16 protein-coding genes and 1 pseudogene are annotated in these 19,479 nt (G+C 71.9%); 6 read left to right on the top strand and 11 right to left on the bottom strand.

Annotation, left to right across the window (positions count from 1 at the left end):
- Window positions 1-8: 8 nt before the first annotated feature.
- The 3 genes from ACQF4J_RS12660 to ACQF4J_RS12650 are packed head-to-tail and all read right to left on the bottom strand — an operon-like array spanning window position 9 to window position 3,589.
- The gene (locus ACQF4J_RS12660) at window positions 9-890 is read right to left on the bottom strand and encodes an ABC transporter permease (protein ID WP_351563161.1); all 882 of its coding nucleotides are present in this window, start codon (window positions 888-890) and stop codon (window positions 9-11) included.
- Window positions 887-1,843: an ABC transporter permease gene (locus ACQF4J_RS12655; RefSeq protein ID WP_427165644.1), complete on the bottom strand. Its 957-nt coding sequence runs from the start codon at window positions 1,841-1,843 to the stop codon at window positions 887-889. Before ACQF4J_RS12655 ends, ACQF4J_RS12660 begins: the two co-directional genes overlap by 4 nt.
- Before the next feature lie 3 nt (window positions 1,844-1,846).
- Complete coding sequence (locus ACQF4J_RS12650) at window positions 1,847-3,589, bottom strand: peptide ABC transporter substrate-binding protein (protein ID WP_427165643.1); 1,743 nt, start codon at window positions 3,587-3,589, stop codon at window positions 1,847-1,849.
- A 176-nt stretch (window positions 3,590-3,765) separates the two neighbouring features.
- Between ACQF4J_RS12650 and ACQF4J_RS12645 the strand changes: the two genes are divergently transcribed.
- Together ACQF4J_RS12645 and ACQF4J_RS12640 are read left to right on the top strand one after the other, a co-directional pair.
- A complete protein-coding gene (locus ACQF4J_RS12645; RefSeq protein ID WP_351799509.1) occupies window positions 3,766-4,962 on the top strand; it encodes an ROK family transcriptional regulator in 1,197 nt (398 codons plus the stop codon).
- A gap of 35 nt (window positions 4,963-4,997) precedes the next feature.
- The gene (locus ACQF4J_RS12640) at window positions 4,998-6,506 is read left to right on the top strand and encodes a M81 family metallopeptidase (protein ID WP_351563169.1); all 1,509 of its coding nucleotides are present in this window, start codon (window positions 4,998-5,000) and stop codon (window positions 6,504-6,506) included.
- Between the two features lie 18 nt (window positions 6,507-6,524).
- On the opposite strand, the gene ACQF4J_RS12635 is transcribed toward ACQF4J_RS12640, so the two are convergent.
- The 5 genes and pseudogenes from ACQF4J_RS12635 to ACQF4J_RS12615 all read right to left on the bottom strand — a co-directional run bounded on the left by ACQF4J_RS12635 (window position 6,525) and on the right by ACQF4J_RS12615 (window position 12,183).
- Window positions 6,525-7,100 carry a GTP-binding protein gene (locus tag ACQF4J_RS12635; protein WP_351563171.1) on the bottom strand — a complete coding sequence of 192 codons (576 nt, stop codon included), beginning with the start codon at window positions 7,098-7,100 and terminating at the stop codon, window positions 6,525-6,527.
- On the bottom strand, window positions 7,087-7,443 hold the full coding sequence (locus tag ACQF4J_RS12630; protein ID WP_351563173.1) for a DUF742 domain-containing protein: 357 nt from the start codon (window positions 7,441-7,443) through the stop codon (window positions 7,087-7,089). Before ACQF4J_RS12630 ends, ACQF4J_RS12635 begins: the two co-directional genes overlap by 14 nt.
- Window position 7,444: 1 nt before the next feature.
- Window positions 7,445-7,876 carry a roadblock/LC7 domain-containing protein gene (locus ACQF4J_RS12625; protein ID WP_142143431.1) on the bottom strand — a complete coding sequence of 144 codons (432 nt, stop codon included), beginning with the start codon at window positions 7,874-7,876 and terminating at the stop codon, window positions 7,445-7,447.
- Between the two features lie 1,141 nt (window positions 7,877-9,017).
- A pseudogene (locus tag ACQF4J_RS12620) lies at window positions 9,018-11,000 on the bottom strand (nitrate- and nitrite sensing domain-containing protein); the annotation flags it as partial.
- A 169-nt stretch (window positions 11,001-11,169) separates the two neighbouring features.
- A complete protein-coding gene (locus ACQF4J_RS12615; RefSeq protein ID WP_427165642.1) occupies window positions 11,170-12,183 on the bottom strand; it encodes a substrate-binding domain-containing protein in 1,014 nt (337 codons plus the stop codon).
- 325 nt (window positions 12,184-12,508) lie between these two features.
- Between ACQF4J_RS12615 and ACQF4J_RS12610 the strand changes: the two genes are divergently transcribed.
- The 3 genes from ACQF4J_RS12610 (at window position 12,509) to tatA (ending at window position 15,847) form a co-directional block, all read left to right on the top strand.
- Window positions 12,509-12,859 carry an ArsR/SmtB family transcription factor gene (locus tag ACQF4J_RS12610; RefSeq protein ID WP_351563179.1) on the top strand — a complete coding sequence of 117 codons (351 nt, stop codon included), beginning with the start codon at window positions 12,509-12,511 and terminating at the stop codon, window positions 12,857-12,859.
- Window positions 12,819-15,494 (top strand): magnesium-translocating P-type ATPase, encoded by a 2,676-nt coding sequence (gene mgtA, locus ACQF4J_RS12605; RefSeq protein ID WP_427165641.1) that lies wholly within the window; start codon window positions 12,819-12,821, stop codon window positions 15,492-15,494. Before ACQF4J_RS12610 ends, mgtA begins: the two co-directional genes overlap by 41 nt.
- A 128-nt stretch (window positions 15,495-15,622) precedes the next feature.
- A complete protein-coding gene (gene tatA, locus ACQF4J_RS12600; RefSeq protein WP_351563183.1) occupies window positions 15,623-15,847 on the top strand; it encodes a Sec-independent protein translocase subunit TatA in 225 nt (74 codons plus the stop codon).
- 118 nt (window positions 15,848-15,965) lie between these two features.
- Here the strand turns inward: tatA and ACQF4J_RS12595 are convergent, their stop codons facing one another.
- Together ACQF4J_RS12595 and ACQF4J_RS12590 are read right to left on the bottom strand one after the other, a co-directional pair.
- A complete protein-coding gene (locus ACQF4J_RS12595) occupies window positions 15,966-16,406 on the bottom strand; it encodes a DUF6114 domain-containing protein (RefSeq protein ID WP_351563185.1) in 441 nt (146 codons plus the stop codon).
- Window positions 16,406-17,077, bottom strand: coding sequence for a DUF6230 family protein (locus ACQF4J_RS12590; RefSeq protein ID WP_351563187.1), 672 nt, complete (start codon window positions 17,075-17,077; stop codon window positions 16,406-16,408). Before ACQF4J_RS12590 ends, ACQF4J_RS12595 begins: the two co-directional genes overlap by 1 nt.
- A gap of 675 nt (window positions 17,078-17,752) precedes the next feature.
- On the opposite strand from ACQF4J_RS12590, the gene ACQF4J_RS12585 reads away from it, so the two are divergent.
- Complete coding sequence (locus ACQF4J_RS12585; protein WP_351563189.1) at window positions 17,753-18,406, top strand: Tat pathway signal sequence domain protein; 654 nt, start codon at window positions 17,753-17,755, stop codon at window positions 18,404-18,406.
- A gap of 18 nt (window positions 18,407-18,424) precedes the next feature.
- Here the strand turns inward: ACQF4J_RS12585 and ACQF4J_RS12580 are convergent, their stop codons facing one another.
- Window positions 18,425-19,354, bottom strand: a complete 930-nt coding sequence (locus ACQF4J_RS12580; RefSeq protein ID WP_427165640.1) for a lytic polysaccharide monooxygenase auxiliary activity family 9 protein — start codon at window positions 19,352-19,354, stop codon at window positions 18,425-18,427.
- Window positions 19,355-19,479: the final 125 nt, after the last annotated feature.

Here is a 19,479-nt window from a genome sequence, read left to right as displayed (position 1 = left end):
CACGACGCTCACCCGCGCCCCCTCACGTCGAAGGCGTCGCGCAGCCCGTCGCCGATCGCGTTGAACGCGCAGACGACCAGGATGATCGCGAGGCCCGGCGGAACGATCAGCCACCAGCGCCCGGAGTACGCGGCCGTCAGACCGGCGGACAGCATGCCGCCCCAGTCGGTCTTCGGCGGCTGGACCCCCAGGCCCAGATACGAGACGTACGCGACGAGCAGGATCGCGTCGGCGACCTGGAAGGTTGCCGCCACGGCGATGGTGGACACCGAGTTGGGCAGGATGTGCCGGCTGACGGCCCGGGTGTGCGTGCCACCGGTCGCGCGCAGCGTCAGCACGTAGTCGCGGCTCTTCAGCGTCAGCGTCTCCGCCCGTACGAGACGGGACGGCACCAGCCACGACACCAGACCGAGGACGAGGATCAGCCCGACCGTGTCCGGAGTGGTGATCGCCGACACCACCAGCAGGATGAACAGCGCCGGTATCGCGATGCCGGCGTCCACCACCCGCATCATCACCGCGTCCGCCCAGCCGCCCGCGTACCCGGCCACGGCCCCCCACAGGGTTCCGATGACGGTGGCCAGAACTCCCGCCGCGAGTCCGACGAGCAACGAGACCTGACCGCCGTACATGAGCCGGCCGAGCTGATCGTGTCCGACGGCGTCGGTGCCCAGCCAATGCGCGCCGCCCGGAGCCCTGTTGACCTGCGTGAGGTCGGTATGGGTCTGGTCGGTGGAGTACAGCAGAGGCCCGACGAAGCAGAACAGCAGGAAGACGGCCACGACCAGGAGCCCGGCCACGGCGAGCCTGTTGCGCGCGAAACGCGCCTTCGTCAGGGGCGCGGGGAACCGGGTGACCAGCCTCCACCGGCCCGCACTCTGAACGCTCATGCCCGCCCCTTCACCCGAGGATCGACGACTCGCTGCACGACGTCCGCGAGCAGCGTGCCCACGACCGTCGCCACGGAGATGACCAGGACGCACCCGAGCAGCACCGGATAGTCCGAGGACTGCGCGGCACTCCAGAACAGCAGCCCCATCCCCGGGTAGTTGAAGAGCTGCTCGACGACCAGCGCACCGCCGAACAGCACCGGCACGTAGTAACCGAGCATCGCGATCACCGGCGTCAGCGAGTTCCGGAACACGTGCCGCAGGAGTATCGCCCCCTGTCGCGCGCCGCCCGCCCGCGCCGTGCGCACGTAGTCCTCGGAGAGGTTCTCCAGAGTCGCCGCCCGCATGTACCGGCTGAACACCGCCACCATGGAGGCCGCCCCCGTGACGACGGGCAGCACCAGCGCCACCGGGTCCGCGAACACCTGGGCCACGGTGTCCCCCTGTGGCGCCTGCGAGGGGAACCAGCGCAGGATCTGCGTGAACACCAGCACCAGGACCAGGCCCAGGAAGTACACGGGCGTCGAGTAGGCGACGAAGCTCAGCGTGGTGATGACGTAGTCGGCGGGCCGGTTGCGCCGCACGGCCTGCCACATGCCGAGCGGGATCGCGAGCAGCAGTCCGGCCACGGCGGACAGGACCGTCAGCACCAGTGTCTTCGGCAGCCGCTGGCCGATGAGCTGGAAGACCGCCTCGTTCAGCGTGTACGACGTCCCCAGGTCGCCGTGCAGGAGGGTGCGCAGATAGTAGACGTACTGGACGGGCAGCGGCCGGTCCAGCCCCTGTTCGTGATTGAACGCGGTGATCTGCTGGGCGGTCGCCTGCGGGCCGAGGATTCCGCGGGCCGGGCCTCCGGGCAGGGCGTGCAGCAGGCAGAAGACCACGACCGTGACGATGAGGACGACCACGAGTGCCTGTGCCGTCCGCCGGGCCAGATAGACAAGGGTGTCCATGCCTCAGCCGGTCCACTTCCACTGCGCCGGGTGGAAGTTGGCGAGCGGGTCCTGCGAGAAGCCGCCGAGTCCCTTGCGCATGACCGAGATCTGGTAGTCGGGCTCCGGCAGCCAGATCACCGGCAGGTCCTTGGCGAGAGCGGCGCTGTAGTCCTGGATCGCCCGGTCGGAACCGGACGTCGTGGAGGCCGAGATGAGCTTGTCGGCGTCCGGGTCGGAGTAGCTGCCGAAGTTCGAGCCGCCCTTGGACTGGAAGAGCGAGTCGCCGGTCGGGAAGGCGTTGAAGTACCAGCTGCCGGCCGTGCCGAAGAAGGACAGCTGCCACTTGCAGATCGACTGGCCCGCCGTGCACTGCGGGGTCTGCGAGAGCACCGAGTTGACCGGCGCCGTCCTGATGGAGAACTTGATGCCGGTCTTCGCGAGCGAGGACTGGATCGCGCTCATCATGTTGTCGGTGACGGCCGAACCGGACTGCGAGAGCACCGTCATCGCGAACTTCGTGCCCCTGGCGACGCCTTCACCGCACTTCCCGGGATCGGTGCAGGTCATCACTCCGTTCCGCTCCGTCCAGCCGTGGCTCGACAGCAGGGACCTGGCGGCCGCCGTCGAGAACGGGTAGGGGTTGTCCTTCTGCGTCCGGGACAGGAAGGCGGAGGTCTGGGCCTGCGGGACCGGCCCGTAGCCGGGGACCGCCGTCCCGTTGAAGACGACCTTCGCCAGGCTCGTCTGGTCGATCGAGCGCTGGATCGCCTGGCGCGCGTACAGCTGCTTGAACACCGCGCCCATCGAAGGGTTGTTGAAGTTGTACGGCATGTAGGTGATCGCCCAGCCGGACCACGGCCTCACCTCGTACCCCTGTGCCGTGAAGCTCGCCTTCTGGTCCAGGTCGGTCGGCTCGATGTAGCCGTAGTCGACGCTTCCGGAGCGCAGCGCGTTCTTCTCGGCGTCCGCCGTCGTGAAGGGAAGCAGGTTCACCGTCGGGATGCCCGGCTTCTCGCCGCCGTCGTACTTCTCGTTGGCGGTCAGGACGACCTTGCCGGCCGTGGAGAAGGACTTCACGGCATACGGGCCGCTGAGGGTCTTCCACAGCGGGTCGGAGGCGTAACTCCCGATGTTCTTGGCCGCGTTGTTGAGATACGTCCAGGTCTTCTCCGGGGTGCCCCTGTCCCACACGTGCTCGGGCAGCGGAGTGATGGCGTCCAGCTCGTTCGCCAGCATCCACTGGGGGTTGTACGCCCGGTCGAAGGTGATCGTGAAGTGGCGGGCGTCGTCGGCCTTGAAGGACGTCCAGTTGTCGGGTGCCTTGCCGGGGGTGTAGCCCGCCCACTGCGCCTTGTTCGCCTTGATGAGGTCGAACCAGAACCCGACGTCCTTCGACGTGATCGGCTTGCCGTCGCTCCAGTGCCGGTCGCCCAGGGTGATCCGCACGCTTCGGTTGTCGGCGGCGAAGTCGGCCGTCGTGGCGACGGAGCCCGCCTTGTTCCAGCCGATCCTGCCCGTCGAGCCGTCGTAGGCGATCAGCGGCTCCCACAGCGCGTTGGCGATGGAGATGTTGTTGGTGTTCAGATGCGCCGCCGTGCCGATCGGCAGGATCCAGTTGGGCGTGAAGTTCGCCGGAAGCGCGTAGTCGATGGAGTCCTTGGACGCGGACGAGGTGCCGCTCGACCCGGAGCAGCCCGCGAGCAGCAGAGTGCCCGCGGAAAGGGTGACACCGACGGCCAGGAGTCTCGGGCGGGCAGGGGACATGGCACTCCTCGGAGGACGGAGCTGAAGGGGTGAGGACAGTGAACGGCCCGAGTGTCCGAAGAAACAGGAGTCCAGCTGTAAAAAGCCTGTTACTGCTGTTCTGAAAAAAGCGCGGAGAGGCCTGCGTTGACCTACGCTCGACGCCCCGACCACCGTTGACGGAAGTTACTTCCTCCATGACTGAAAAAAGTCCGCCGCGGCGGAAGAACGGCGCCGCCGTCTCCTCGCTGGCCGAACGGGTCCTCGAACTCCTCGCCTCCGGACAGGCCACGACACGCACGGAGATCGCCGGGCTGCTCGGTGCCGCGCCCTCGACGATCTCCTTCACCGTCGGCCAGCTGCTGGACCACGGGCTGGTCGCCGAGGAGGGCACGGTGTCGTCCGCGGGCGGCCGGCCGCGCAAGGTGCTGCGGCTCGGCGGCAGCGACGGGTACGCGGTGGCGGCGGAACTCGGGGGCCGGCACGCGCACGTGGGCGTGGTGCTGCCCGGCGGCGGGCTCACCGACGTGTCGACGGTGCCGTTCCCGACCTCGGACGGGCCGGAGGCGGCCCTGCCCGGGCTGGCACAGACCCTCGCGGCGCTGGCCGACCGTCACGGCCGGGGGCTGCTGCGGGGCGTGGGCCTGTGCCTGCCCGGCCCGGTCGACGTCGAACCGGGACTGGTGACGCTGCCCGCCCGCATGCCGGGCTGGAACCGTTTCCCGGTCCGCGCCTGGATGGAGGAGCGGTTCGCGGTCCCGGTGGCCGTCGAGAACGACGCCAACTGCATGGCCGTCGGCGAGCACAGCGTCCGGCCCGCCGAGCACCGGCAGTCGGTCATGGTGAAGGCGGGGTCCGGGATCGGCGCCGGCGTGATCGCCGACGGCCGCCTCTACCGCGGCGGCACCGGCGCGGCCGGCGAGATCACCCACGTGCGCGTCGAGGCCGCCCACGACATCCCCTGCTCCTGCGGGAACACCGGATGCCTGGAGACGGTCGCCTCCGGGGCGGCCCTCGTCCGCATCCTGCGCGAACGCGGACTGGAGGTCGCCTCCACCGAGGACGTCGTACGCCTCGCCGGCGACGCCGACCCGGAAGCCACCCGCGCGGTCCGCCAGGCCGGCCGCTACCTCGGCCAGGTCCTCGCCGCCAACGTCAACTTCTTCAACCCCGACGCCGTGTACCTCGGCGGCATCCTCTCCACGCTGGAGCCGTTCGTCGCCGCCGTCCGCAGCCAGTTGTACGAGGGCTGCCACCCCCTCGTGACCGAGCACCTGGTCATCGAGCGGGCCGTCCTCGGCGCCGACGCGGGCCTCGTCGGCGCGGGTCAGTTCGCGCTCCAGCGGGCGCTGGCGCACGCACTGCACGCCCTCACCGGCAACCACCGTCCCTGACCGCGACCGAGCGCCGCCCGACCCTCCGAGGAGCCATGAGCACATCCCGCCCCGTGATCGCGATCGCCGGCCTCGGCATCGAGTCCTCGACCTTCTCCCCGGCCCGTACCCAGGCCTCCGCCTTCCACCCGCGACGCGGGGCCGACGTCCTGTCCGGCTACCCGTTCCTCGCCCCCGGCGCGCCCCTGCGCGAAGCGGCCGACTGGCGCGGCGCGCTGGTCGGCAAGGCACTGCCCGGCGGCACGGTGACGGCCGCCGCGTACGCCGAACTCTCCGCCGAACTCCTCGACCGACTGGGTTCGGTGGGCCGTATCGACGGGCTGTGGTTCGACATCCACGGCGCCATGACCGTCGAGGGCCTGGACGACGCGGAGGCCCAACTCCTCGCCCGTGTCCGGCAGGTGATCGGCCCGGAGACCGTCGTGTCCACCTCGATGGACCTGCACGGCAACGTCTCCCGCGAACTCGTCCACCACAGCGACCTGATCACCTGCTACCGCATGGCCCCCCACGAGGACGCCATGGACACCAAGGAGCGGGCCGCCCGCAACCTCGTCGACCTGCTGACGAACGGCGCGCCCCGCCCGGTCAAGGCGTGGATCCCGGTGCCGGTCCTGCTGGCCGGGGAACAGACCTCGACCCGCGTCGAGCCCGCGAGGAGCGTCTACGCGGCCGTCGCGGAGGTGGAGGCCGCCGACGGGGTGACGGACGCGGCGATCTGGGTCGGCTACGCGTGGGCGGACGAACCCCGCAACCGGGCGGCCGTCGTGGTCACCGGCCCCTCGGCGCCCGCGGTCACCGCCGGCGCCGAACGCCTGGCCCGCGGCTTCTGGGAGGCCCGGCACGCCTTCGGCTTCGTCGCGCCCACCGGCACCCTGGACGACTGCCTGGACGAGGCGCTGGCCTCGACCGCCCGCCCCTGGTTCATCAGCGACACGGGCGACAACCCCACCGCCGGCGGCGCGGGCGACGTCACCTGGGGGCTGCGACAGGTGCTGTCCAGGCCGGAGTTCAAGGATCCCTGCGGCCCGACCGTCGTCTACGCCTCCCTGCCTGGGCCGTCCGCCGTCGAGGAGGCGGCGAAGGCCGGCGTCGGGGCGACCGTCACCGTCACCGCGGGCGCCGAGGTCGACGACCGCCACGCCGGACCGCTCACCCTGACGGGCGTGGTCCACGCAGTCCGGCACGGGGACCGGGACGCCGAGACGGAGGTCGTGCTGCGGGTCGGGAGCGTGCATGTGATCCTGACCCGGCTGCGCAAGCCGTACCACCACGAACACGACTTCACCGCCCTCGACCTGGACCCGCGCACGGCGGACGTCGTGCTCGTCAAGATCGGCTACCTGGAGCCGGAACTCTTCGCCATGGCCGCCGACTGGAAGATGGCCCTGACCCCCGGAGGGGTCGACCAGGACCTGACCCGACTCGGCCACCACCGTGTCCGCCGGCCCCTGTTCCCCTTCGACCCGGACATGCCGGACCCGAACCTGACGGCACGCGTCATCGCCCCGTCGAACGAGCCCCTGACCGGCCCCGACGAGTGAACAGCGCGGCTGCGCGGGCTAGTTGACCGCTGCGGCGATCAACTGGTCCAGCAGGGCGATCAGTACGTCCCGGCATGAGCCGCGCTCCCGGGCGTCGCACAGCAGGACCTGGACGTCCTCCGGCAGGGCCAGGGCGTCACGGATCTCCTCGGGCGGATACGGGTGTTCGCCGTAGAAGCCGTTGACGCCCACCACGAAGGGGATGCCCCGGCGTTCGAAGAAGTCGATCGCGGCGAAGCTGGACTCCGGACGACGTACGTCGACCAGGACGACCGCGCCCAGCGCGCCCAGCGCGAGGTCGTTCCACATGAACCAGAACCGCTGCTGGCCCGGCGTACCGAAGAGATACAGCACCAGGTCGTCACCGATGGTGATACGGCCGAAGTCCAGGGCCACCGTCGTGGCCTTCTTCTCCTCGATGCCCTCGAGGTCGTCGACGCCCAGGCCGGCCTCGGTCAGCGGTTCCTCGGTGCGCAGCGGAGCGATCTCGCTGACCGAGCCGACCATGGTGGTCTTGCCGACGCCGAAGCCGCCGGCGATCAGGATCTTCACCGTGTCGGGCGCGGCCCGGGTGACGGTGTCAGAGTCGGCCAAGGCCGTCCCTCACTTTCTGCAGCAGGTCCAGATCCGGGTTCTGGGACACCGGGCGCGGCGGGCGGAGCGTGATCCGGCCCGCCTCCAGCAGATCGCACAGCATGATCACGATCACACTCACCGGGAGGTCGAGCAGGGCGGCGAGTTCGGCGACGGCGATCGGCTCGACGCAGCGGCGCAGGATGCGCTGCTGCTCCGGCTGCGGTCGGGTGGCCCAGGTCGGCGGCGGGTCCACCGCGGTCACCGTCGTGATGAGCGTGAAGTCGGCACGGCTCGGCCGGGTGCGTCCCCCGGTCAGCGCGAACGGTCGTACGAGACGGCCTGCCGTGTCGCCTCCGGCCACCTCACGCGCCGGAGTCGACGGTGGGGCCGATGCCGGCCCGCGGCGCCGCGCTGAGGTGCTCGCCGATCTTCTTGACCAGCATGTTCATCTGGTACGCCACCACGCCGACGTCGGCGCCCGCGCTGGTCAGGACGACCAGGTGGGCGCCGGGGCCGGCCGAGGTGAGGATCAGGAAGCTGTTGGCCATCTCGATCAGCGCCTGGCGGACCGGACCGCCGCGGAAGTCCATGCTGACGCCCTTGCTGAGGCTCATCAGCCCGGAGGCGGTGGCGGCGAGCCGCTCGGCGTCGTCGCGCAGGAACCCCGTGGACTTGCTGACGACGAGGCCGTCCTCGGAGAGCACCACGGCGTGGTTCACCTCGGCGACCCGCTCCACCAGTCCGGTGAGCAACTGGTCGAGCTGGGTGTGGGTGGCGGGGATGGGGCGTGTCATGACGTGTCCTTCGTCAGCGGTCGGCGGGCGGGGGCGTAGGGGTGCCGGCGCCTGGGTCGGCGGCCCCGGCGTCCGGTTCTGCCTGGTCCTGCGGTACGGGGTTCTCCTCCCGGTCGTTCGGGGCCCCGGCGTCGTCGTCACGGGCCCGGAGCGTGCCGCGCTGGAAGCCGCCGAGCGAGGAGGCGGCCCGTTCCGCGGTGAACTCACCGGCCTGCCCCTCCTCTTCGCCCGACAAATCCTCACGCAACTCGGCGGCCAGACTGGACTGCGGGACCCGGCGGGGCAAGGGGGCGAGCCCCGGACGCCGCCCCGAACCCGCCGCCCACCCGGGCCGACGGCCGCCACCGGCCTCGCCGTCCCGTCCGGCGGCGCCTGCGCCCAGGACACTGTCCGCGCGCCCTGCGTCGCCGGTGCGCCAGGACCCGGAGCCGTCGTCGGCGCCGCCCTCACCCGCACGGTGGGTGCCCGCCGTGCGGGCCGGGTCGTCCGCGTCGGTCCGGCCGGGGTCCGACGCCGCCCTGGCGTCCCTCGCCCAGACGGCCTCTTCGATGCGTCTGGTCCTCGCCAGCCGGTTGCTGTACGCGGTGAGTCTGTCCAGACGCCCGCGGTCGGGTACCCCCGCGTCTCGGCCGGGGTCGGTGTCCGTGTCGTGCGCGCCCAGAGGTCCGCGGTCGGCGCGGTCGGCGAGGCCGGCGCGGTCGTCCTGGCCGCCGAATGCGCCGGGTTCGCGTTCCCCGAGCCCGCCCGGGTCACCGAGTTCGCCGAAATACCCGCGCTCGGCGTCCGCCCCGCCGTCGGCGTCCCCCGAACGCACGGCCTCCGCCCTCCGTCCGGCGCCCGTCGGACGTTCGGTGCCTGTCGGACGTTCGGTGCCCACAGGGCGTTCGGCCGTGCCCGCGTGCTCGGAGCCTCCCGCGTGCCAGGTGCCTTCCGCGTACCCGGTGGCCTCGGCGGGCCAGGCGCCCTCCGTGTATCCGGTGGCCTCGGCGTGCCGGGTCCCCGTGTCGGTCGTCTCGTCCCGGCGGGCGGTGTCCGGGGACCGGGGCGCCGTGTGGTCCGGCTCGCCCGACGGGTCGGTCTCCGTCGCCCGCGTGTGCCCACCGTCGGCGTATGCGGCCTGGCCGTGGGCCGACGCGGTCCCGGCGCTCGCGAGCCCCGCGCGGCCGAGGGCCGCGTCCGCGGCGCCGGGTTCCGGCGCCTCCCGTACGACGATGTCGTGCGGGACGAGGACGATCGCCGTCGTGCCGCCGTACGGCGACGGGCGCAGGGTGACCGCGATGCCGTGGCGGGTGGCGAGGCGGGCGATGACGAACATGCCCAGACGCAGGTCGTCCGCGAGCGCGACGACGTCGAACTGGGGCTCCACCGCCAGTTGTTCGTTGAAGGAGGCGTAGTCCTCCTCTGACATGCCGAGCCCGCGGTCCTCGATCTCCACGGCGAGCCCCTTGGCGACCAGCGCGGCCCGCACGGACACCGGCGCCGGCGCGGGGGAGTACGCGGTCGCGTTGTCGATCAGCTCGGCCAGCAAGTGGATCACGTCGGCCACGGCGGGCGGCGCCAGGTACACGTCCTCGTCGGTGTGCACCTCCACGCGCGCGTACTCGGCGACCTCGCCGACCGCGCTGCGCATGATGTCGATCAATGCGACCGGCTCCCGCCAGCTGCGCCGCGGCTGCTCGCCGCTGATGATGACCAGGTTCTCCTCGTACCGCCGCAACTGGCTCGCCGTGGAGTCCAGTTCGTACAGGCCCTTGAGGACGTCCGGGTCGGTGTGCTCGCGCTCCAGCGTGTCCAGCTTGGTGAGCTGCAGGTTGACCAGGTTCTGCGACTGGCGCGCGATGCCGAGGATGACCTTCTGGAATCCGCGCCGGGTGTCGGCGAGTTCGACGGCGGTGTGCACCGCGGTGCGCTGCGCCTTGTTGAACGCCCGTGCCACCTGGCCGAGTTCGTCCCGTCCGTAGTCCAGCGGCGGTGTCGCCTCGTCCGCGTCGACCTTCTCTCCCCGGTCCAGCCGCGCCACCACGTCCGGCAGCCGTTCCTCGGCCAGGCTCAGGGTGGCCTCCCGCAGGCCCCGCAGCCGCCGGGACAGCGAGCGGGTGATCCGCCAGGACATGCCGACGCACAGCAGCAGGGCGATCAGTCCGCCCGCGCTCAGCGAGGCGGCGGTCAGCAGCAGGTTGTGCGCCTTGTCGGCACTGCGGTCGAGCAGCACCGACGTCTGCGACCGGATCATCCGCCCGTACTCGTCGCCGACCGTCGCGAAGGCGGCCGCCCACCTGTCCCGCGCGTCGGGCAGCGCCGCCTTGCCGTCGGAGCCGGGCCGGGCGGCGAGCACCTGGTCCTCGATGTCCTGGACGGTCCGCCACTCGGGGCTCTGCAGGATCCGCTCGGTCTCGGTCTTCGCGCCGCCCTGCAGCGAGGGCACGATCTGGTCCTCCACCAGCCAGCGCCGGCTGGCGACCAGTTCGGAGAACGCCGACCGCTCCTTCTCCGTCAGCTTCCCCGTCGGCCAGGCGAGGGTGAGCTGCGCGTCCTCCTGCGCGACCAGCTCCGCCGCGTGCTCCAGCGCCACCAGCGGGCCGGCCTGCGAGGTGAGGTCGCCGTCGTCGACCTGGGACAGCTCCTGGAAGGCATGGATCTGGTCGTCGATGATCGAGCCGTACTGGCCGAGCGCCTGCGCGGGGGTGATGTCGGTCGGGTTGTCCACCTGGCCCCGGTAGTACTCGAGGCTGCCGACCGAGCCGAGCACCGAGTACAGCCGGTCCGAGATGCGCGCGGGCGCCTTGTTGATCGCGTCGGACTGGCCGACCAGCTTGGCGACCGCCTTGTCCGTGGCCCGGCGCTGCGTCTCCAGGGCGGCCCGGGAGCCGCGGGGGTCGCCGGACAGCCAGGCCGCCGACAGGCTGCGCTCCCGCTGCAGGGCGAGCGTGGCCTCGGTGCCCATCGCGCCGGTGGACCGGCTCAGCTGGGTCTGTCCGCGCAGCCGCAGGCCCTCGGTGAACATCTGCGTCGTCGTCACGCCCCACATGGCGGCGAGCGTGACGCTGGGCACCAGGGCCAGCAGGATCAGGGAGAGACGTATGGAGCCGAGACGGCGGGGCCGGGCACCTGTCCGTGGAGACATCGTCGTCCTAGGCGATCAGCGGGAGCGGAGAGGAGAGCAGGCAACGGGGGTGGCCGTGAGCGGGGAGAGAAGGGGTGCACAGGATGCTATCCGTACAAGTGACCGCATGAGCCACGGGCCCGGAGAATCTTTCGAGACAATGAGCCGTGAACTGTCGCGCGGCGGCCCCTCAGCGGGTACCGCCCGCCGCGAACTTGGCGACCGCGGCCACGTTCGCCTTCGTCACGAACGCCGGCCCGGTGAGCACGGGCGAGACCCCGCCGCCGCTGATGTTGCCGTTGGTCCGGTACAGCCACAGCCCGTCCACCGCGAGGTAGCCCTGCAGATACGGCTGCTGGTCCACGGCGAACTGGACACTGCCGTTCTGGACGGCCTTGACCAGGTTGTTGTTGAGGTCGAAGGTGGCCACCTTCGCCCGGCTCCCGGACGCCCCCACCGACTTGACGGCGAGCAGCGCGAACTGCGCGCCCATGGTGACCACTTCGTCGATCGTCGGGTCCTGGCGCAGCCGGGCCGTGAGCACGGCGGTGGTCGCGGTGGCGTCGGTGCCCTCCACGTAGAGGTTCTCGGTCCGGCCGCCGAAGGTCTTCTTCACACCGGCGCAGCGGGCCTCCAGGGCGACGTTGCCGCGCTCGTGGATGACGCACAGGGCGTGCTTGACCTTCAGGGCGTCCAGCTTGTTGCCGACGGCCTGGCCCGCCACGCTCTCGTCCTGGCCGAAGTACTCCAGCAGCCCCTCGGACTGCCACGAGTCGATACCGGAGTTGATGCCGACCACGGGTATGTCCGCCGCCCGCGCCGCGGCGATCGGCGTCTTCATCGCCTGCGGTTTGGCGAGGGTCACGGCGATGCCGTCGGCCTTGGCGCGGACCGCGTCGCGCACCAGTTCGGCCTGGCCGGCCATGTCGGGGTCGCTGGCGTAGGTCAGGTCCACGCCGTCCTTGGCCGCGGCCGCCTCGGCGCCCCTGCGCACCAGGTCCCAGAAGGCGTCGCCCTTCGCGCCGTGCGTCACCATGGTGATCTTGATACGGGAGTTGCCGCCCGCCTTTCCGACGGAACCGGCGCTGGAGTCCGACCGGTCGCCGGAGGCTGAACAGCCCGCCACGAGCAGCCCGGCGACCACGGCCAGTGCCGCGAGACGAACCGGTCTGTGGGAGGCAGACGGTGGGGGAGGAGTCTTCATCGAAGTGCGGCACCTCGCTGTGCGGCCGAGCTGGAGGAACAGCGCGAGTGCGGCTCCGGACGACCTCCGACGGGTCGTACGCCGTCCTGGCGACTCTCGCTGGCCGGAGCCAATCGCGTGTGACCGCCGGTAGTCAAGTGAGCAGCCACTTTCAGTGAGTTACTGCTGCCGCTTCGTGATGTTTGCGGACCGCGACAGACCGTTTGCATGTCGAACGCCATCGGGCCGGAATGGTTTCCGGCCACCTCTCGGGGCCGGTGGGCCGGGGCACGGCGCCTAAACTGGTGCGGTTCGTACGACAGGACCCGAACAGGAGAGCGACGACGTGGCGGCAGCCGGCAGTGGCTTCGAGGACCCCTCCGCCGACGTGCTCGACCGCGCGGCCGCGGCCTTCGGGCTGCTGGCCTCGCCCGCCCGGCTGCACATCGTGTGGGCGCTGGCGCAGGGCGAGAGCGATGTGACCGGGCTCGCGGAGCGCGTCGGCGGCGCGCTGCCCGCCGTCAGCCAGCACCTGACCAAGCTCAAGCTGGCCGGTCTGGTCCGCGCCCGCCGCGAGGGCCGGCGTCAGGTGTACCTGGTCGACGACCCGGACGTCGTGGACGTCGTACGGCTCATGGTGGACCGGCTCTCCGGCCGTGAGGGCGACATCCCGGTGCCCCGCCTCCGTGGCCTCTGAGCCCGCCGGCGGCACCCGGCTGCAGGTGCTGCGGCACCTGGAGACCGGCCCGCGCGGGCTGACCGACGCCGAGGCCGCGGTCCGGCTGGCGCAGGCCGGCGAGAACACCCTGCCCGACTTGCGCACCCCTTCCTGGGCGCGCCGCTGCGTACGCGGTCTGCGGGACCCCTTCACCGCCGTCCTGCTCGTCCTCGGCCTGGTGTCCGCCGCCGTCGCCTCCTGGGGCACCGCCGCCGTCATCCTCGCCCTGGTCGCCGTCAGCTGTGTGCTGCGGGCGAGCGGCGAGCACCGGGCCGACCGGTCGATGGACGCGCTGCGCGGCCTGGTCGCCGGCACCGCCACCGTGCTGCGGCGCCGCGGCGAGGGCGGACAGACGGCCCGGGAGATACCCGTCGCCGAGCTCGTCCCCGGCGATGTGATCCGGCTCGGCCCCGGCGACCTCGTGCCCGCGGACATACGGCTGCTGCGCTCCCGCGGTCTCACCGTGCACCAGGCCGCGCTCACCGGCGAGAGCACGCCGGTCGCCAAGTCCGCCGCCGAGACCCCCGCCGCACCGGTCGACGGCCCCTTCGGGGAGCCCCACCTTTGCTACCAGGGCAGCGGCGTCGTGACGGGCAGCGCCACCGCCGTCGTCCTGGCGACCGGCCCGCGCACCCGGCTGGGCGCCGCCTACGACGTCGGACCGCGGGCCGCACGGCGACGGCGCGCCGGCCGCTCCGGTGGGACGGCGCCGCCGGAGGCCAGTTCCTTCGACCGTTCCGTGCACGGCATCTCCTGGGTGCTGATCCGGTTCATGCTGCTGACACCGCCGCTGGTGCTCATGGCGGGCGCGGCCCTGCGCGGGCGGGGGCTGGAGACGCTGCCGTTCGCCGTCGCGGTGGCCGTCGGGCTCACGCCCGAGATGCTGCCCGTGATCGTCACCACCTGCCTCGCCCGCGGCGCCGCGCTGCTCGCCCGCCGCCACGACGTGATCGTCAAACGGCTGCCCGCCCTGCACGACCTGGGCGCGGTCGACGTCCTGTGTGTCGACAAGACCGGCACGCTCACCCAGGACCGGCCGGTCGTCGTACGCTCCCTCGGCCCGGCCGGCCACGAGGACCCCGACGTCCTGCGCTGGGCCGCCGTCGGCGCCTGGTGGAGCCTGCAGCTCGCCGAACTCCCCGCCCCGGACGCCCTCGACGAGGCGCTGCTCCAGGCGGCGGGAGAGGCCGGCGAGGAGTACGACGGGGTGGGCGCCGTCCCCTTCGACCCGGTGCGGCGGCTGGCCACCGCGGTCGTACGGGGTCCCGGTCCCGGCACGCACACCGTCGTGGTCAAGGGCGCCGTGGAGGCCGTACTCGACCGGTGTGCCACGACACCCCCGGAGCGGGACCGGCTGCTCGCCCTCGCCGCGCGCGAGGCCGAGTCGGGGCTACGGCTGCTCGCGGTCGCCACCGGGCGGCGCCCCGCCCGCCCCCGCGACCGCAGGCCCGCCGACGAACAGGGCCTCGACTTCCGCGGTTTCGTGACCTTCCGAGACGCCCTGGCGCCGAGCGCGTCCGAGGCGGTGCGCGCCCTGGCCGCACAAGGCGTCGCCGTACTCGTCCTGACGGGCGACCACCCGGCGACGACGGCCCGCGTCTGCCGGGACCTGGGCCTGGACCCGGGACAGGTGCACCTGGCGACGGACGTTCTGGACCCGGCCGCCGCGCGCACCGCCGTGGCGGCAGCCGTCTTCGGGGCGACTGCCGAAGGTGCCCCGGTGGTCGCCGGAGCGAAGTCCCCGGGGGGCTCCGCCGTCGTGGTCGCCCGCTGTACTCCCGACGACAAGGCCCGTGTCGTCGCCGGGCTGCGGGCCGCCGGGCACACCGTCGGCTTCCTCGGGGACGGCGTCAACGACGTGCCCGCGCTGCGTGCCGCGGACGTCGGGATCGCGCCGCGGGACGCCGTGGCCGTGGCCCGGGAGAGCGCCGACGTCGTGCTCGCGGCGAAGGACCTCACGGCGATCGGGCACGCGGTCACCGCGGGCCGCCACAGCAGCGGCAACATCGCCTCGTATCTGCGCGTGACGCTCTCCTCCAACCTCGGCAACGTCCTGGCGATGCTCGCCGCCGGCCTGCTGCTGCCGTTCCTGCCGATGCTCCCGGCCCAGGTGCTGGTGCAGAACCTCTGCTTCGACGCAGCCCAGCTCGCCTTCGCCCACGACCGCCCCGGCGCCGCCGCCCTGCGCCGCCCGGCCGGCCTGAGACCAGGGGCGTTCCTGCGGTTCATCACCGGCTTCGGTGTCCTCAACGCCGTCGCCGACCTCGCCACCTTCGCCGTCCTCGCCCTCGCCCTGCCCGGTTCCGAAGCGGTGGACGACGCCCCCGTCTTCCACTCCGCCTGGTTCACCGAGAACCTGCTCACCCAGGCTTTGGTGATGCTCCTGCTGCGCACCGGCCGGCGGCTCGCCGAGGGCCGCGCGCCCGGCCCGCTCGGCTGGTCCGCCACCGGTCTCGCGGCCGTGGGCCTCCTGCTGCCGCTCAGCCCGCTCGGCACGGCCCTCGGCCTGACGGCCCTGCCCGCCGCCTACCACGTCCTGCTCACCGTCGTCCTCGCCCTGTACGCGCTGGCCCTGCTCGCGGCCAGGGCCTGGTACGAGCGACGGCACGGATGAGACGGGGACTCGGCACGCCCACCCCTTGGTTGTACAGTTGCGCAAAGTGGCAACCGTTGACGGGTGTGCGAGCAACGCCAACCGTCCTTCGCCGACGTTGACGTAGTTGAGGAAAGGGAGGGTGCGGCATGCTCCGCAACGGACTGGAACCCTGGCACCTGCTGATCGTGGCCATCGTCGTGATCGTGCTCTTCGGCTCGAAGAAGCTGCCCGACACCGCCCGCGCCCTGGGCAAGTCGATGCGCATCCTCAAGAGCGAGGCGAAGGCGATGAAGGACGAGGCCCCCGCCGCGACACCCGCGCAGACGGTCGTGGAGCCGACGGAGGTCACCAAGGGAGCCGCGGCCTCCTGAGCCACCGCTCGCCGCACCCACGCACACGTGCAGGCCGACCCGGGATACGACTCCGGGTCGGCCTGCACGTGTGTCCTACGGCTGTTCCGCGGCCGTCCGGTGGCGGTCCACGGCCGGGCTACGGCACCTGGACCGCCTCCGGGGTCGCCCCCGCCTCCGCTTCCTTCCGGCGCTGCCGGCGACTGCGGCGCGGCTCCTGGTCGGGCAGCCAGCCGAAGATGAGGCAGCTGCCCACACCGCCCAGGAGCAGGCCGATGAAGAAGCCGCCCAGGTTCGAGGTGAGCCACGTGCCCAGCGAGGACATGACGCCGATGATCGAGTAGAACAGGCGCTGACCGGGGCTGAGCAGCGCCAGCAGCCCGCACAGCACCATCACGACCGGCAGCAGGTAGCCGGCCAGACCCTGCATGCCGATGTGCATGATGACCTTCAGCGAGGCCTTCTCGGTGAGCAGGATCTCCGCCCCGCCCAGGGTGAGCAGCAGCCCGCCCCAGAACGGCCGGCCCGCCCGCCAGCGACGGAAGGCGGGACCGAACCCTTGCTTCGGGGTGCCCGACATCAGCAACCCGAGTCGCTGAACCGGAGCTTGAGGCCCGGAAGCTTGAACACGCCTGCGGTGGTGGCGTAGTTGGTCTGCCGCAGGTTGTCGATGTGGACGGTGTCGGCCTGCTGGCTGAAGACACCCTCCGGACCCTTGACCCCGGCCTTGTTGAGCGTGCTCGCGTCGTTGCCGATCTCGATGTTGTTGAACGAGGCGTCACCGGTCAGCTGCGTCGAGTCGGTGGTCAGGTTGCTCGCCTGCACCTTCGAGGAGCCGCTGCCCGCGGTGATGAGCAGGTTCGTACCGCCCAGGTCCACGCTCTGGCAGAGGCTGTCCAGCGTCGCGTTCCTGATCGCGGAGGTCACGACCAGGACCTGACCGCCGGTGTCGCCCGCGTTCGGGCTGTTGTCGATCATGCTGTCGAGCGCGCCGAACTGCTCGAAGCCGGTGCCGTCCAGCGACTTGGCGGTCACGGTGAAGGGCATGCCGGAGATCGAGAACGACACCCCCAGGGCGCCCTGGGCGGTGAGGATGCCCAGGCCGGCGAGGGCGGCGACGGCGGGCACCGCCATCACCGCGGCGCGACGGGCGCGAACCCGGCCGCGTCTGGCGGGCTCGGACGAGGAACCGCTTTCGGGGTTCTCGGGGGTGAGGTCGGCGGACGAGGTGACGTCCGGGGACGAGGCCATTTCTGCTCCCATGTGCATAGTCAGTGCGGGTTGGGCGTCAGCGGCGCGTTGTCCTGGCGCGGACAGCCTGCGGACGCACGGCTCCTTCCAACTCCCGGCGGGTGGAAGGGCTTTCTCGTACTCCGCAGTAGCCAGCGAGGAAGTTACCCGTGGTTACTTTCGAGGGTCAAGGCAGTTGTGAAAAAAGGGTGTCGATTGTGAGTCGCCTATGGGTCGCGAGTCGACCGGAGTCCCTCTCTTCTTGTGCGTCCTATTAGAACGATCGTCAACTCCCTTGTGGACGCTTGACGTTGACTGAGCATCAGGTCTACAACTGCCCCTGGCTTCCCCCGGATCCGTGGCGCCGGATCCCGCCACGCGGCATCGTCCGCGTATCCCGGACCCCTGTTGTCCAGTGCGGGCGCTTCATCGCCCGACACAAACCCTCCACGGCCCGGCACGGGCACTTCCCCCCTGGTCCGCGCCGGGCCGACTTCCCGGCCGGCCCGGCCGACGGCCCTCCCCACGGGTCTGCGGCCGACCGCCGGCCGGTCGCCGTCGCCGGCCCGTGACGTAAGGAGAAGGCGTCACGGGCCGGCAACGGCGGACGCCGACTCGCGCCCACCGTTGCCGGCCACCCCCCCCACGTTCCACCCACCCTCGAACAACCCCCACTTCCGAAAGAGGCACTGACGCATGCGCACTCGCACCCTTCTCACCCTCGTCGGCACCGTCGCCGCGCTCTCCCTGCCGGCCGTCGCCCCCGCCTCGGCGGCCGACACCCCGGTCCTCACCACCGGCTCCGCCGGCGGCACCGCCGTCGCGGTCGGCGACACCCTGACCGCCCCGCTGGCCAGCGGCACCAACGCCACCCTGTACTCGAGCGCGACCGGCACGAGCGGTGTGTCGTGCACGTCCTCGACGTTCAGTGCCACCGTCACGGACAACCCCTCGGCGCCGGGCACGGCCACCGAGTCGGTCAGCGGACAGACCTTCGACAGCAGCAGCTGCACCAGCAACGTCCTCGGTGTGACGGGCGTCAGCAGCATCACGGTGGACAACCTGCCGTACACCACCACCGTCGCCTCCGGCGGCGCCCTCACGGTCAGCCCGGCGAGCGGCTCCACCATCCAGACCACGGTCAAGCTGAAGACGCTGCTGGGCAGCATCACCTGCGTCTACCAGGCCCCCAGCCTGACCGGCACGGCCGACAACGCCGACAACAGCATCAACTTCACCAACCAGCAGTTCACCAAGGTGTCCGGCTCGTCGCTCTGCTTCAGCAGCGGCTACTTCACCGCCAAGTACGCCCCGGTGACCGACAACGGCGCGACGGTCTACGTCAACTGACCTTCGCGGTCACGAGGTTCAGCGTCGACGCAGGCGCAGGGCCAGGGCGGCGCCCCCGGTGAGCACCAGCACCGCGGCGGCGCCGCCCGCCAGCAGGGGCGCGGACGGGCCCGAGTCCGCGGTCTCGGTGGAGGCGACGGGGGTGCTGTCGGGACGCGACGGCGCCGGCGTCGCCTCCGTGCTCTGTGCGGGACCGGTCGGCGTACGGCGCTTTTCGGCCGTCGGGGACGGCGAGCCGCTGTTCTTCCGCGCGGCCGTCGCAGTGCCGCCGTTCCGCTGCCCGGCGGCCGGGGTGTCGGCGCCTCCGGCCGCCGGGAACACCACGTCGGAGCACGAGTAGTAGGTGTCCGTCGTGCTGCTGTTCTGCCAGATCGTGTAGAGCACCTGCCGTCCCGTCCGATCGGCCGGGAGCGTGGCGGTGATGCGGTAGGCGCCGCTGGTCAGCGCCGGGTCCTTGACCGTGGCGAACGGCCGGTCGGGCAGCTCCGACCAGGTGAGCGGCTTCGTCGGGTCGTAGCCCTGCTCGGTCAGATACAGCTTGAACGTGCCGGTGTGCGGGATCGTCGAGGCGTACTTCATGGTCAGCGTCGCGCCCGGCTTCAGCCGCGTCGCCGGCCAGTCCGTGCGGGCCAGGTCCAGGCCCTTGTAGGCGGGCAGGCCTCCGCTGCACAGCTTTCCGTCCGGAATGGTCTGCCGGTCCCGCCCGTTCACATCCGCCACGCGCAGGTTGTCCCAGAAGGTGAAGGGCGCGCCGTTCGCGGCCACGGCCGCCCGGCAGGCCGCCGACTTCGCGTTCGCCCCGCCGTCCGTGGAGCAGGCGTAGGCCCGGCTGACCGGGTCCGTGGGCGCGCCGTGCGCCTGCGCGGGGCCCGCCGCCCACAGCGGCAGCAGGAACGGGGTCACGAAGGCGGCCGCCAGGGCGGTGCGGTGTGCGGTTATCCGGGGCATCCGGATCGTCTCCTCGGCCGGCGCGGGAACGGGCTGCTCCCGTGGAGTACGGCGGACCGGCGCCGGGCGTTCACCGGGCGGCGCCCGGGACGCGGGGACTCTTCGACTCTCTGAAAACCAACCGG

The sequence above is a fragment of the Streptomyces sp. C1-1 genome (assembly GCF_050214755.1).
In the GTDB taxonomy this organism is placed as follows: domain Bacteria; phylum Actinomycetota; class Actinomycetes; order Streptomycetales; family Streptomycetaceae; genus Streptomyces.
The sequence above is the reverse complement of the archived record's forward strand: the minus strand, read 5'-3'. Positions and strand labels throughout refer to the sequence as shown.

Excerpts from the sequence above, each read along its gene's own strand:
- ACQF4J_RS12660 (WP_351563161.1), bottom strand. The coding sequence starts at position 890 with ATGAGCGTTCAGAGTGCGGGCCGGTGGAGGCTGGTCACCCGGTTCCCC.
- ACQF4J_RS12655 (WP_427165644.1), bottom strand. The coding sequence starts at position 1,843 with ATGGACACCCTTGTCTATCTGGCCCGGCGGACGGCACAGGCACTCGTG.
- ACQF4J_RS12650 (WP_427165643.1), bottom strand. The coding sequence starts at position 3,589 with ATGTCCCCTGCCCGCCCGAGACTCCTGGCCGTCGGTGTCACCCTTTCC.
- ACQF4J_RS12645 (WP_351799509.1), top strand. The coding sequence starts at position 3,766 with ATGACTGAAAAAAGTCCGCCGCGGCGGAAGAACGGCGCCGCCGTCTCC.
- ACQF4J_RS12640 (WP_351563169.1), top strand. The coding sequence starts at position 4,998 with ATGAGCACATCCCGCCCCGTGATCGCGATCGCCGGCCTCGGCATCGAG.
- ACQF4J_RS12625 (WP_142143431.1), bottom strand. The coding sequence starts at position 7,876 with ATGACACGCCCCATCCCCGCCACCCACACCCAGCTCGACCAGTTGCTC.
- ACQF4J_RS12615 (WP_427165642.1), bottom strand. The coding sequence starts at position 12,183 with ATGAAGACTCCTCCCCCACCGTCTGCCTCCCACAGACCGGTTCGTCTC.
- tatA (WP_351563183.1), top strand. The coding sequence starts at position 15,623 with ATGCTCCGCAACGGACTGGAACCCTGGCACCTGCTGATCGTGGCCATC.
- ACQF4J_RS12595 (WP_351563185.1), bottom strand. The coding sequence starts at position 16,406 with ATGTCGGGCACCCCGAAGCAAGGGTTCGGTCCCGCCTTCCGTCGCTGG.
- ACQF4J_RS12590 (WP_351563187.1), bottom strand. The coding sequence starts at position 17,077 with ATGGCCTCGTCCCCGGACGTCACCTCGTCCGCCGACCTCACCCCCGAG.
- ACQF4J_RS12585 (WP_351563189.1), top strand. The coding sequence starts at position 17,753 with ATGCGCACTCGCACCCTTCTCACCCTCGTCGGCACCGTCGCCGCGCTC.
- ACQF4J_RS12580 (WP_427165640.1), bottom strand. The coding sequence starts at position 19,354 with ATGCCCCGGATAACCGCACACCGCACCGCCCTGGCGGCCGCCTTCGTG.